Source organism: Bacillus solitudinis, assembly GCF_002797395.1.
Taxonomy (GTDB): Bacteria; Bacillota; Bacilli; order Bacillales; family Bacillaceae_D; genus Halalkalibacter_A; species Halalkalibacter_A solitudinis.
The window spans coordinates 3,589,209-3,602,124 of sequence record NZ_KZ454943.1; the positions used below are offsets into that span (position 1 = coordinate 3,589,209).

Here is a 12,916-nt window from a genome sequence, read left to right on the forward strand (position 1 = left end):
AGGTGTCGACATGACAGCACAGCTCGTTCGAGCGATGTATAAAACAGGAGTTTATCTTGCAGAACTAATAGAAAGTCAAGAAGATCAGCAGCGGGCGTTAGTAAAGATTGTAGCAGTTCTTAAACATCCTACACAGGGTGATTTACATCAACCCAAGATGACCGATGTTCCTCTATTTCATGAAAGAAAAGCATTAGCACAGTTCGAAAAGGCCTGGGTACCTCTTTCCTCTATGAAAGGATATGAAGGAGAAGTAGTAGATTACAAACTCTCCCTTGAGCAAGCATGGATGAAACAATATAATGACCTCGCTAAAGAAAATTCAGCTTGGGCTAAATTAAGTATGAAAAAACTAGAAGAGGTAAGAAAAGAATATAACTTTTAAGAGGCTACTCAATAAGTTTGTTTTGCGACGCCACTGAAAAAGTCCCTTTTAGCGGATTCGAGGAAGAAGCAATGGAGCCACATGTTGCGCGTTGGTTACGAGAAACCATTCATAGCAAGTTTAAGATAAAGCAACGGTTCCGCTCATTGCTTAAAGGCCATTGAAAAAGGTGAAAATCTTACCTTTTTCAGTGGCCTTTGTTTCTATAAAGAGGTTTCCGATCGCAGGCGCGCCATGCATGGGGTCTTTGCAGCTTTTTTTAAATTCGGTAGGACCAGAGCCTAGCACTTAAGTCCAATAAGAAAACATCATCTGGATTATCAAGATTGCAGCCTGTTAATGTTTCGATTTTACGAAGTCGATAAAGTAATGATTGTCGATGTAAATTTAACTCTCTAGCTGTTTGACTAACATTGCTTTTATTTTTGTGATACGTTCTGAAGGTATAGAGCAAGTCAATTTTTCGTTCTTTTGAGTAATGAAGAAGTGAGACTAATAACGTTTCCGATAGCTCTTTTAGCTCATCGATCTCTGCGATACTTTCTAGGACTCGATCCATTTTTGTATCAGCAAACAAATAAGGCCCCTCTGCCTCAATTCCAACCCTATTTCTCTTTCGACCGATATCTAAGGCACGTTTGGCTTCCTGATAAGTATCTTGAAATATGTTGTAACCAAATTGTTTTCCAATCCCCCATGAAATGAGTAATGTAGGGAAGAGAAGGCTAAGCCTTTTTTCTAAAGAGGTTACATAGAATAAGGCGGTTTCCGTGGACTGATTATGAAGGACCTCAAGAAAAATGATTAGCTCGTTTTGTTGAAAGGTTACCATCGTTTTTAAAGCTAAACCATTTGCTATATTTTCAGCTTCTTCTTCTAAACAGCGGATTAGATTATTTAACCAATGGTCCTTAGACATCCGATTTTCTTTTTGACTTTCAAATAACTCTGAAAGGTTTTCAGGTGATGCAATTAGACCTACATAGGGAAGATTAAGTTGATATCCGAGAGATTTAGATCGCGAAAGAATCGTTTCCCATGAATGAATGTCTCCTTTTGCTAGTGCCCAAACAAAGTCATCACGTAAGCGCCATTCCGTTTCGCTTGCAGCATGTTCATGTAAAAAGAAGAGTGCAACTGCTGTTGTAACATGCTCTAGTAACATAATCCATTCCACGTATTCTTCTTCATGTAAAGGTTCTTCTCCAAAGCCGCCAACAATTAAATATCCTTGTACTGAACCAGCTGAATGAATAAATAACTGGAGAGCGTAAGAATTTCCATAACGTACCCACTGTTTTGTTTGGGAGAGATTTCGATAGATTCCGTCCCGCTCAAGTTGAATGTGAAAATATTCAATCCAGCTAGCTTCCAAAAGTGGAGGGACTTGCTTTGAACTTCCTCGAATAAGTCCTCGTTTATCAGAAATGATGATGGGTCCTCTTACCGATTCAGAAACGTATTGACAAACATGTTCTAAAGTTTTCCCCGTTAATATGAAATCTAAAAGAGTTTTTCGAACATTTTCCATTTTTTCAAAGTGTTCTCTTTTTATCTTTTCAATTTTTTCTAAAACTGTTTGAATTATATCTGAAAAACGAATATGCCAGTCTAATTCGAATAATATAAAGCCCTGTTTTTCTGCAATGTTGATAACTGAGGGGGGGATTGTTTTGATGAACTTTCCTGTAGCAATTGCAAGTGCAGCTGCACCTGACTCGATAACATCTCTTATAAAGCATTCTAAATCTGTATCCGATGCGCACCCAACAGCAGTGGAGAGAACTAGTTCATTTTTTCGTACGAATTGTTCGACAGGTGTTTCAATTACCGATACCCATTCAACGGGGCAATGATTCAATTCCAATTGACCAGTATGGATCCTGGCATCCTTTAAAATATCGAGATTTTTGATGTCGGCTACAGTTAGAATCACCAAACCGCCTCCTTTGGAAAGGATTGACTTTTTAGATGTCCAGTTACATCTATTTTATAGGTTATCTATTTTTAGAGCAACACTATTCAGAACATTTGTAAAAATTGCACATTAAGCCTTTAAAATTTTCATACAAAATGGTGAATGAATGTGCAGGATTGTTTGCGTACGATAGAAGTAAGACATAGAAAGGGGTGGCAACATGACAAACAAGAAGATTGAACAGGCGACAAAGGCCGTATGGTCAGGAGAAAAAGAGTATTTAGCCCATGGTGCAACTCAAGTACCTGTTGTGCACAGTGTAGCATTTGGGTACGACGATATTGATGAATGGTATGAGGTAGCAATAGGTAAACGTAAAGGTCATATATACGGTAGGAATACAAATCCAACAGTTCAAGCATTTGAGGATAAGGTGAGAGAACTTGAAGGGGCTGAAGCATCGACTAGTTTCTCAACTGGAATGGCTGCTATTTCAAATGCGTTACTAACCGTCTTAAAACCTGGAGATAGAATAGTGTCGATTAAAGATACCTATGGCGGAACGAATAAAATATTCTCAGAGTTTCTTCCTAAATTAAATATAGATGTTTCATTAATTGAAACCGGGAACCATGAAGCAATGGAAAGAGAAATAAAAAAAGGGTGTAAGCTTGTTTATCTTGAAACACCTACGAATCCAACCGTGAAAATAACGGATATTGCACGAATTGCAAAAGTTGCGAAAGAAGTAAATGCTCTTGTTTTCGTTGATAATACGTTTGCTACACCAATTAATCAGAATCCACTTAATCAAGGAGCAGATCTTGTCATTCATAGTGCAACAAAGTTTCTTGGTGGTCATGCAGATGCCTTAGGTGGCGTTGTCTGTGGTGAAAAGCATCTCGTTAATGCAATGTATCATTACCGAGAAATTAACGGGGCAACACTGGATCCAATGGCAGCTTATTTGTTACTAAGAGGGATGAAAACATTAAAACTACGGATTGATAAACAACAGGAAAACGCGATGAAGGTTGCTCAATTTCTTGAAAAACATGAAAAGGTCGATCGAGTATTTTACCCTGGACTTCCTACACATCACCATCATGATGTGGCGAAGCGACAAATGCGAGGCTTTGGGGGAATGTTAAGTTTTGCGTTAAAAGGAGAGCTTGATGCCGTGCGTCAATTTTTACCGAAACTTGAGTATGCTCACCGTGCTGCAAACCTGGGATCAGTTGAAACAACAGTTGGCCCCGCACGAACAACAAGTCATGTCGAGAATACACCAGAAGAGCGAAAAGCATTAGGGATTCCTGAAGGCCTTGTTCGCTACTCTGCTGGAATTGAAGATTCAAATGACTTACTTGCTGATTTAGCTCAAGCTTTAGATGCTATTAAGTAGTGGGGTGTTAGCATGATTGGAAGAGAGCTGTCGCGGTGGAGACGTCATCTACACCATCATCCTGAGTTAAGCTTTCATGAAGTTGAAACGACAAACTATTTGATTGAAGAATTGAAAAAAATGTCTGTTGATATTGTACATGGTCGAAATAGGATTGGTTTACCGACAGGAGTGGTAGCTACTGTTGGAGACAAAGTTGGTCCAGTCATTGCTTTAAGAGCAGATATTGATGCGTTACCGATTCAAGAACATGCATTACATGATTATAAGTCTTGTTCTCCAAACGTCATGCATGCTTGTGGCCATGACGGTCATGCGGCGATGTTACTCGGGGCCGCAAAGCAGCTTTCTCTTTTGCATAAGCAAATGCCATTAAAAGGGAAGGTGAAGTTCATTTTTCAACCTGCCGAGGAAACGGAAAACGAGGAAGGAAAAACAGGAGCGCAATATTTAATTAATGCAGGTGTTCTTGATGATGTTGACGCTATCTACGCCCTTCACATTGATCCAGAGCAACCAATTGGCACAATCAAATTATGTGAAGGTCTTGCGATGGCGAATGTCGATACGTTTTCGATCGACATTCGAGGAACAGGTGGGCACGGAGCATACCCGAATCAAACGATTGACCCTATTTGGTTAACGGCAATGACTTTGCCCACTCTTTATAGCTTGACGAATAGGCGAGTATCTCCATTAGAGCCTGCGGTGTTAAGTCTTGGGATGATTCAAGGCGGTGCACAAACGAATGTGATACCTGATTGTGTAACCATTAAAGGAACGATGCGAACGTATACCGATGAGGCTAGAATCAAGCTTGAAAACGAGTTGCGGACAACGTTACAGATTGTCACAACATTAGGAGGAGAAGTTGAGTTTACCGTTCATAGAGGTGAGCCTGCCCTATACAACGATATGACAGCAACAACCATTTTACGTGAATCAATTCAGAAGGCTTATCCAAGTACTATTGTATTAAATGAACGTTATGGTATGGGTGGCGAAGATTTCAGTTACATGACTAGAAAAGTCCCTGGTGCAATGTGTTTTCTTGGAGCAAAAAAAGAGGGATTAAATGCTTGTCTTCACCAACCAATTTTTGATTTTGATGAGACTATTCTTGAAATCGGGACGGGGATTCTTGTTCAAGCAGTGTTAACTTCAATTGCTAAAGGAGGGTAATACAATGACTCATAAACTAGCATTACTAGGATTTGGAGGAGTCGGCCAAGGTTTTGTCCAAATATTAAGAGAGAAACATGAACAATTAAAGGAATTATACGGATGTGATTTTGAAGTCGTATCCATTTCAGATTTGTACAAAGGATCTCTTCATCATTCAGAAGGGTTAAACCTAGATAAAGTGATGGAGACAATAGATCAAACAGGAAAGCTAGATGATTACCCGGAGGAGCCAGGATTAGTTAGAGGCTGGTCTAGTGAGGAGACGATTGGACGGACAAATGCAAAAACTATTGTTGAAATGACGTTCACCGATGTCAAAACAGGACAGCCTGCAATATCGCATTGTCAACTAGCTTTTGATGTAGGCAAAAATGTGGTCATGACAAACAAAGGGCCAGTTGCGCTCTTGTATAATAATCTAGCAGATCATGCGCGAAGAAAAGGTGTTAGATGGTTGTTTGAAGGTGCTGTAATGAGCGGAACTCCTGCACTGCGAATGCCTCTCGCTGCGCTCGTAGGGAATGAAATTACATCGATAAAAGGAATTTTAAATGGAACAACGAACTATATGCTAACAAAAATGGAAGATGGGGGACTGAGTTATGAAGAGGCACTTAAAGAGGCGCAGGAATTAGGATATGCAGAAGCAGATCCAACGAGCGATGTTGAAGGTTATGATGTTATGTATAAAGTGCTCATCTTAGCAGAGGTTGTTTTAGGAATTCCTTTACAACGTGATGAGATTAAAAGGCAAGGAATTTCTGAAATTACGCTTGAACAAATATCGGAAGCAAAGGCAGAAGGAAAGCGGTGGAAGCTTCTAGGGAAAATTGAACAGAATGGTGGACAGATTCGAGCGTCTGTTCAACCAGAAAAATTAGATTTATCTGACCCACTTGCGGGTGTAGGCGGTGCAACAAATGCCATCACGTATGAATGTGATTTATCAGGTCCCATTACACTTGTCGGTGCTGGAGCAGGTATAAAAGAAACAGGGTTTGCTGTACTAATAGACTTAATTCAATTAGAAAGAGGTCAAATTTAGACGTAAGAGGGGGGAGCGGTAATGAGCAAGCAAATCGTTAAGGAAAGCATGCTTATTGGTGGAAGTTGGGAAGAAAGAGGAAAAACAATTTCCGTTTATAATCCAGGAACTGGTGAAATAATTGCAACCGTTCCTGCTGCTTCAGTAGAGGATGTCTATCTAGCGATTGCAAGAGCAAAAGAAGGAGCAAAAATTTCTGCAAAACTCCCTATACACGAACGAATGAGAATTCTTCATAATGCGGCGAACTGGATTGAAGGAAATCATGAACTATATGCGAAGACAATATCACAAGAAGGCAGTAAAACGATTCGAGAAGCTAGGAAAGAAGTCAATCGGTGTGTTGAAACCTTAAGATTAAGCGCGGAGGAGGCAAGACGTATCGAAGGAGAGACAATACCTTTTTCACAAATGCAAGGACATGAACGTAGAATAGGATATGTCTATCGCTTTCCAATTGGTGTCGTTGCAGCGATTACTCCCTTTAATGACCCACTGAATCTTGTTGCTCATAAAATAGGCCCAGCCATTGCGTCAGGAAATGCGGTTATCGTAAAACCTGCAACGTTGACCCCTTTAAGTGCTATTCGCTTAGCAGAAGCATTTGAACATGCCGGATTACCAGACAAAATTCTTTCCGTTATTACTGGATTTGGTCATGAAATATGTGATCCATTAGTAGAGCACAAGGATGTTCGTTTGATTTCCTTTACGGGAGGCTATGAAACAGGAAAAAGCATCATCAAAAAAGCAGGCGTAAAAAAAGTTGCGATGGAGCTCGGCTCTAACACACCGGCTATCATCCTAAATGATGCAAATGTAGAGTTAGCTGTACAATCAACCGTAGCGGGGGCTTTTGGTGTAGCTGGCCAAAATTGTTTAAGTGTTCAACGAATTTATGTACAAGAGCAAATTTATCCAATGTTTTTAAAGAAGTTTGTTGAACAATCTAGTCACCTTAAGCTTGGCAATAAATCATTAGAAACAACAGATATTGGCCCGATGATTTCGACAAAGGAAGCAGAACGAGTTGAGCAGTGGATTAAGGAAGCTACTTTAGAAGGGGCAGAAATTTTAACGGGCGGAAATAGGATTGGAACATTCATTGAGCCAACTGTACTTATTCGCGTACCTAAAACTTCTAAGATTGCAAATGAGGAAGTGTTTGGTCCAGTTGTAATGATTGAACCAATAAAAACTCTCTCAGAAGGGATTGAATCTGCCAATAATGTTCAGTACGGTTTACAAGCGGGAATCTTCACGTCGAATCTTGATAGTGCATTCGAAGCGATTGGGCAGCTTGAAGTCGGTGGAGTCATTGTAAATGATTGTGATGTTCGAATTGATGCTATGCCATTTGGTGGAGTGAAGCGTTCCGGTCTAGGTCGTGAAGGAGTTCGTTTTGCAATAGAGGAAATGACAGAACAAAAGGTCGTCGCGATTCAATTAAGCAATAATAGCTAGAACATTTTATGCTAATAGAAAGAGGGTGAGAACATGTTTCCGTTAGCTGAATATCGGACGCGATTACATGAAACAAAAAAAAGAATGGTCGAACTTGGTGTCGATGTGTTATTAATTTCAAATCCATCAAATATGTATTACCTAACAAATTACTCAGCGTGGAGTTTTTACGTTGTCCAAATGATGGTGGTAACTCTAGAAGATGCACAACCGATATGGATTGGTAGACAAATGGATGCAACAGGAGTGGCCAAAACAACATGGCTTGATGAGCAGCATATTATTTCCTACCCTGACTATTATGTCCAATCGAGTGAACGTCATCCAATGGACTTTATTGCGAACATTTTAACTGAGATTGGTCAAGCACAAAGGCGAATTGGGGTTGAAATGGATGCGCATTATTTTACGGCTAAATGCTATCAGCATCTTTTAATAGGACTTCCAAATGCAATTATTAAAGATGCGTCAAGCCTTGTTAATTGGGTACGAATTATTAAATCGGACAACGAAATCGAATATATGAAACGAGCAGGTATTATTGTTGAAAAAGCAATGGAGGCCGCTTTTAAAGAAGCAAACGTGGGAATACGTGAAAACGATGTAGCGGCAGCAATATATCATGCGCAAATTAAAGGTACGAAAGAGTATGGTGGTGATTACACCTCTATTGTTCCAATGATGCCTGCAAATGGTAATACGTCATGTCCCCATTTAACTTGGACTGACGCACCGTATAAAGAAGGAGATTTTTTAACATTAGAAATTGCTGGAGCCTATAGACGTTATCATACACCGATGGCTCGAACAATGTCGATAGGTAAGGCTCCATATAAAGTCAAGGAGTTAGCCAAAGTTGTGGAAGAAGGAATTGAAGAAACGTTAGCAATCATCCGTCCAGGAATAGCAGCGGAAGATGTAGAAAGAAAATGGAGTCAAACAATTGCAAAATATGGACATCATAAAAAGTCTCGACTCGGTTATTCTATTGGACTTAGTTTTCCGCCCGATTGGGGAGAGCATACGGTAAGCTTCCGAGAAGGGAATAAGACAATACTAAGACCAAACATGACGTTTCATTTAATGCCAGGAATTTGGTATGAAGACTATGGGGTTGAGATAACGGAATCTATTCAAGTCACAGAAAAAGGAATAGAAACATTTACAAACTTTCCAAGAGCATTATTCGAAAAGCCGAGATTTGATGTCATTGATGAACTAAGCTCTTAAGAAAGCTATAGAAAAAGTTGAAGCCCTAAATCAAATGGGGTTTCTGGGGTTAAAAAGGTAATCGTAGCCGGGCATTTTTCCCGGCTTTTTGTAATGAAGCCGCCCCTGAAATAACGTTTCAATGATAAACTAATGAGAGAAGAAAATAGAAAGAAGGAATTAAATTGAAAGAACAATCGCATGTTTGGGTTTATGTTCTTGCTGTTTCGGCGATGGCCATATGGGGAGTTAACGTCGTGATGTTGAAAGTATTGGTAGAGGCACTACCACCAGCAACAATGACGTCATTTCGAATTATGTTAGCAGGAATAACTATCGTTGTTATTGTTCTACTTAATAAGTCATTTACGTCATTAGTCAAGGCAGAATGGATTTATTTACTACTTGGAGCGTTATTTGGTGTAGTTATACATCATTATTTCCTTGCCCAAGGTTTAACACTTATTAACGCCTCAAATACGGTCTTAATTTTAGCCTTAGTTCCTCTAACAACTTCGATATTAGCAGTACTTTTGTTGGGCGATAAGCTTACAAAATGGCGTTTATTTGGCGTTGCTTTAGCATTTCTGGGAGTTTTGTTAATACAGGGAGGTTCTGGGTCCTTTTCGATACATAAAGGTGAAATATATATATTTATTGCAATGTTTGCCCAGGCTTTAAGCTTTATTTATATTAAAAAAGCAACGAAGACACTTTCCTCAAAACAAGTAACAGGGATGATGTTAGTCATTGGCTCATTATCTTTGCTTTTTATCAGTCTCATTCTTGAGCCAAGTGGAATGTCTGAAATGACGTCAGCACCGTTATCGATTTATATCATTTTTTTTGTTTCATCAATCCTAGCTACTGCAGGAGGTCAATTTGCTCTAAATTATGCAATTGAAAGGATTGGAGCTGGTCAAGCAGCCATTTTCAATAATTTTGTGCCATTTTTTGGATTGATAAGTGCAGCCATTTTTTTAGGAGAACGCGTTTACTGGTTTCAATTAATTAGTTTCTTTTTTATTGTGGCTGGTGTTTTATTTGGCACAGGCTTCGTTGAAAGAACCTGGATAAAGCCAGTGTCATTGCAAGGAAAAAGCATGTAGCAAAGGCTACATGCTTTTTAGCTTACAAAATAATTAACTGAAGGTTGAATGACTGATTGAAGTTGTTGTTGTTGTTCCAATGTTAAGGGCACAAGAGGTAGTCTAACCAAACCAGCTTCAATCCCTTTCATTTCAAGAGCTGCTTTTACAGGTGTTGGGTTTGGAGCGGTAAATAAGGCTTTCATAATCGGTAACAATTGACGGTGTTGCATTGCTGCTGCTTGAATTTGTCCTCCAAGGTAATTACGTACCATCTGTTGCATTTCATTTCCAACAACGTGAGAGGCCACAGAAACAACGCCAATTCCACCGATGGATAAAACTGGTAATGCCAAACTGTCATCTCCACTGTAAAGTGAAAAGCTCTCTGGAGACTTCTCAATAATGGAAGCCATTGCATCGAGGTCACCACTTGCTTCTTTAATTGCAACAATATTAGGTATTTCTGTTAAGCGCAAAGTCGTCTCAACACTAAGGTTTACAGAGGAACGGCCAGGAATATTATAAAGCATTACTGGTAACTTTGTAGAGTCTGCAATGACCTTGAAATGTTGATACATTCCTTCTTGAGAAGGTTTATTATAATAAGGTGTTACGAGCATAATTCCGTCTACACCAATCTCTTCTGCTTGCTTTGTAAGCTCAATAGAGGCTTGAGTATTATTTGAACCCGTTCCAGCAATAACAGGAATTTTCCCGTTTGCAGCTTCGACAGTTGTTTTAAATAATAGTAGTTTCTCTGATGTGGTAAGCGTAGGAGATTCTCCTGTCGTTCCTGCAACGACTAAAGCATCTGTTCCATTTGCGATAAGATGATAAACTAATTTCTTTGTTGCCTCCACGTCGACTTGTCCATGTTGATCGAAAGGTGTCACCATTGCTGTCACAATTCGTCCGAAATTCATAATTCTTCACCCTCAATTCATCTAATTTTAATCTGTAGTGGGCTATTTTCGGGTTAACCACAAAAAAACAACAATGAAGGGACTCATTGTTGCTTGGCAATGTTGTGTACACACAATCATCCCAATGCGTAAGATAGCCCCCCATATAGCTAATGCTATATGACAGTCCTGCACTTATTAAGTCACAGTCCCAACTAAAGGTATATGAGTTAGTCTTTAGTTTCGGCAAATCCCCCTTTTAGGACGCTTCAAAAGAGCTCATACTCCTCCACGAACTTACTAATGGCATTTGCACCTCTACCCTCACTTCAAGTTTTGAAGTAAAGATTATACATTTATGTGTGTCTACCTTAACAAAAGATTGGATTGATTGCAATGGTTTATCAAGAGTTTCTTTTATTTAATTGTGTTTGTTTAATTTGGACGAGATTTAAGAGCATATCTAGTTCTTGACTACATTGAACCGTTTTTTGTGAAGACATACCATATTTCTTGGCTAAACGTAGCATTTGTATTCGTTTTATTTCAATTTTTGTAAGTAACATATTTTACACTCCAAAGTTCAAGGATATAGAAAGGATAGAGAGGAACAGTTATTTGTGTCGGTTTATGGGGTGTACTTGAAGAATTCATCATATCTACTATAGTTATTATAGCCAAAACCGAACAATTGAAAAGACATTCAACTAAATTAGTCAGCAATAGGTAAAAATAGAATAAATACGACAAATAATTCAAGTGATATATAGGATTTTAAGAAGGAAAGTGGAATTTTTTTTGAAAACATTACCTTGAAAAAGACTGTTTAGAACAGGTTATCAGACGCACACTAAAAACAAAGGAGGCTGAAAATGAAAAAGGGAATAGGTTGTATGTTTCTTCTTCTATGTTTAGCTGGTTGTATTGTTGAGCAAAAGCAACCTATGGGTGCTAATTCAGACCGAACTCAAGGTTTTAGTGGATATGGTGTATTACAGGCAAGAGCTTGGGAAGGCCCACTTACAGATTTAATGGTTCCTGATTCATCACCGAAAGGACTTACAGATCCCACGCAGTCCTCACTTGGTGAAGGGAATTTCTCGGTAGAGAAAAGGAATCTAAATTTAAATCATCAAGGTATTAACCGACAAGGATCACGGATTACTAGTCATAAGCCAGGTATATTAAGGGATAAACAAATACAGAGTGATGAACCATACTTAAAAAGCAATCAAAGCAATAGATTTACTAATCAGCCGGTTCAAGATATAGCAACTGAGATAGAGAGAAAATTAAAATTACTCGAGCATGTGCATGACGTCCATGTTGTCTCTGATGGGGAGATTTATGTTATTGGAGTTGAATCGAATGAAGGTGACCGAAAGAAGCTTTATCGTTCGGTTAAAAAAGAAGTGAATAATATCGTTCATATTAATCGTGTACGTATTACAACAAATCGACGGTTAATTAATCGAATGAAGGCCTTAGAGCACCATGTAGATATCGGACACAATCCATTCGGAGGAACCATCGCTGAAATAGTTGATATATTTGAAACCAATAGCAAATAAAAGGACTGTTTCAAAACATAAAAGAGGGTGTGCCATAAGGTCAAAATCTTATGACAGACCCCCTTTTTGTATAAAAAAGTTAATAAAAGCCTAGTTCTTCTGCTAAAGATTGGTATTCCATTTCAAGCTGTTGATGAGAAATAACAGAGTTTTCATAATAGACACGTGCATTTTGAATTTGGAGAGGGCTTATAGGTGTTTCCATATTATCAAGTACCCTTTCGAGAGCATCAATTTCTGTTAACAGGCTTAGGTTGATATTGTGAAAGCCATCAAACTCCATTGGTCTCTCTTGTGCCATAAAATCAACGCTCTTTTCTTTTATATAAATAATAACTCGTTGTATTGCTTTTACTTCATGTTCACCTAATGTGTCGTCCTCAAACAAAGGTGCAATACTTTCTAAATGATTAATCGTCTGCCGCAGATAATAGCCAGCATTATCTGCATAAACAACCACTGCAGATTGAAGATGAATATCCACATCATTCTGGTCGGTGTTACTTGCGACCCCATGATAAGGCTTGGTCGATTGCTGTTCTATTTGTGCGTCCATTACAATTTCGGCTTCCGAATCCGCACCACAAGCTGATAGCATAAGTACTGCTGAAAAAGCTAAGAGATTATTCGTTATTTTTTTCAATTTCCTCACCTCTGACGCTAGTATGAGCAAAGTAAGGAAAAGCTATACAAACTAGTGAAGGTTGCCCACACCCTTTAATACCCTCACCAATAAGATAA

Annotated in this window: 12 protein-coding genes and 1 riboswitch; of the genes, 8 read left to right on the forward strand and 4 right to left on the reverse strand. The window is 38.9% G+C overall.

The window, feature by feature from the left end:
* Window positions 1-10: 10 nt before the first annotated feature.
* Complete coding sequence (gene kapB, locus CEF19_RS17670; protein WP_100407280.1) at window positions 11-385, forward strand: sporulation phosphorelay system protein KapB; 375 nt, start codon at window positions 11-13, stop codon at window positions 383-385.
* Window positions 386-644: 259 nt separating this feature from the next.
* Here kapB and CEF19_RS17675 read toward each other — a convergent pair whose 3' ends face one another.
* Window positions 645-2,321: a PucR family transcriptional regulator gene (locus tag CEF19_RS17675; protein ID WP_157800993.1), complete on the reverse strand. Its 1,677-nt coding sequence runs from the start codon at window positions 2,319-2,321 to the stop codon at window positions 645-647.
* A gap of 202 nt (window positions 2,322-2,523) precedes the next feature.
* Between CEF19_RS17675 and CEF19_RS17680 the strand changes: the two genes are divergently transcribed.
* From CEF19_RS17680 to CEF19_RS17705, 6 genes are all read left to right on the forward strand, one after another.
* Window positions 2,524-3,708 carry a cystathionine gamma-synthase family protein gene (locus CEF19_RS17680; RefSeq protein WP_100407282.1) on the forward strand — a complete coding sequence of 395 codons (1,185 nt, stop codon included), beginning with the start codon at window positions 2,524-2,526 and terminating at the stop codon, window positions 3,706-3,708.
* A gap of 12 nt (window positions 3,709-3,720) precedes the next feature.
* Entirely contained in the window at window positions 3,721-4,890 is a 1,170-nt protein-coding gene (locus CEF19_RS17685; RefSeq protein WP_100407283.1) for a M20 metallopeptidase family protein, read from the forward strand.
* 4 nt (window positions 4,891-4,894) lie between these two features.
* A complete protein-coding gene (locus CEF19_RS17690) occupies window positions 4,895-5,938 on the forward strand; it encodes a homoserine dehydrogenase (protein WP_100407284.1) in 1,044 nt (347 codons plus the stop codon).
* A 21-nt stretch (window positions 5,939-5,959) separates the two neighbouring features.
* Complete coding sequence (locus CEF19_RS17695; RefSeq protein WP_100407285.1) at window positions 5,960-7,402, forward strand: aldehyde dehydrogenase family protein; 1,443 nt, start codon at window positions 5,960-5,962, stop codon at window positions 7,400-7,402.
* A 33-nt stretch (window positions 7,403-7,435) separates the two neighbouring features.
* Complete coding sequence (locus CEF19_RS17700; RefSeq protein WP_100407286.1) at window positions 7,436-8,632, forward strand: M24 family metallopeptidase; 1,197 nt, start codon at window positions 7,436-7,438, stop codon at window positions 8,630-8,632.
* A gap of 164 nt (window positions 8,633-8,796) precedes the next feature.
* On the forward strand, window positions 8,797-9,720 hold the full coding sequence (locus CEF19_RS17705; RefSeq protein ID WP_227522021.1) for a DMT family transporter: 924 nt from the start codon (window positions 8,797-8,799) through the stop codon (window positions 9,718-9,720).
* Between the two features lie 17 nt (window positions 9,721-9,737).
* On the opposite strand, the gene dapA is transcribed toward CEF19_RS17705, so the two are convergent.
* Complete coding sequence (dapA, locus tag CEF19_RS17710) at window positions 9,738-10,625, reverse strand: 4-hydroxy-tetrahydrodipicolinate synthase (protein ID WP_100407287.1); 888 nt, start codon at window positions 10,623-10,625, stop codon at window positions 9,738-9,740.
* 126 nt (window positions 10,626-10,751) lie between these two features.
* Window positions 10,752-10,933, reverse strand: a riboswitch (Lysine riboswitch).
* Between the two features lie 75 nt (window positions 10,934-11,008).
* On the reverse strand, window positions 11,009-11,170 hold the full coding sequence (locus tag CEF19_RS17715) for an aspartyl-phosphate phosphatase Spo0E family protein (protein ID WP_100407288.1): 162 nt from the start codon (window positions 11,168-11,170) through the stop codon (window positions 11,009-11,011).
* Window positions 11,171-11,476: 306 nt separating this feature from the next.
* On the opposite strand from CEF19_RS17715, the gene CEF19_RS17720 reads away from it, so the two are divergent.
* Window positions 11,477-12,175, forward strand: coding sequence for a YhcN/YlaJ family sporulation lipoprotein (locus CEF19_RS17720; RefSeq protein WP_100407289.1), 699 nt, complete (start codon window positions 11,477-11,479; stop codon window positions 12,173-12,175).
* Window positions 12,176-12,254: 79 nt separating this feature from the next.
* On the opposite strand, the gene CEF19_RS17725 is transcribed toward CEF19_RS17720, so the two are convergent.
* A complete protein-coding gene (locus tag CEF19_RS17725) occupies window positions 12,255-12,818 on the reverse strand; it encodes a lipoprotein (RefSeq protein ID WP_100407290.1) in 564 nt (187 codons plus the stop codon).
* Between the last annotated feature and the right edge of the window lie 98 nt (window positions 12,819-12,916).

Excerpts from the sequence above, each read along its gene's own strand:
- kapB (WP_100407280.1), top strand. The coding sequence starts at position 11 with ATGACAGCACAGCTCGTTCGAGCGATGTATAAAACAGGAGTTTATCTT.
- CEF19_RS17680 (WP_100407282.1), top strand. The coding sequence starts at position 2,524 with ATGACAAACAAGAAGATTGAACAGGCGACAAAGGCCGTATGGTCAGGA.
- CEF19_RS17685 (WP_100407283.1), top strand. The coding sequence starts at position 3,721 with ATGATTGGAAGAGAGCTGTCGCGGTGGAGACGTCATCTACACCATCAT.
- CEF19_RS17690 (WP_100407284.1), top strand. The coding sequence starts at position 4,895 with ATGACTCATAAACTAGCATTACTAGGATTTGGAGGAGTCGGCCAAGGT.
- CEF19_RS17695 (WP_100407285.1), top strand. The coding sequence starts at position 5,960 with ATGAGCAAGCAAATCGTTAAGGAAAGCATGCTTATTGGTGGAAGTTGG.
- CEF19_RS17700 (WP_100407286.1), top strand. The coding sequence starts at position 7,436 with ATGTTTCCGTTAGCTGAATATCGGACGCGATTACATGAAACAAAAAAA.
- dapA (WP_100407287.1), bottom strand. The coding sequence starts at position 10,625 with ATGAATTTCGGACGAATTGTGACAGCAATGGTGACACCTTTCGATCAA.
- CEF19_RS17715 (WP_100407288.1), bottom strand. The coding sequence starts at position 11,170 with ATGTTACTTACAAAAATTGAAATAAAACGAATACAAATGCTACGTTTA.
- CEF19_RS17720 (WP_100407289.1), top strand. The coding sequence starts at position 11,477 with ATGAAAAAGGGAATAGGTTGTATGTTTCTTCTTCTATGTTTAGCTGGT.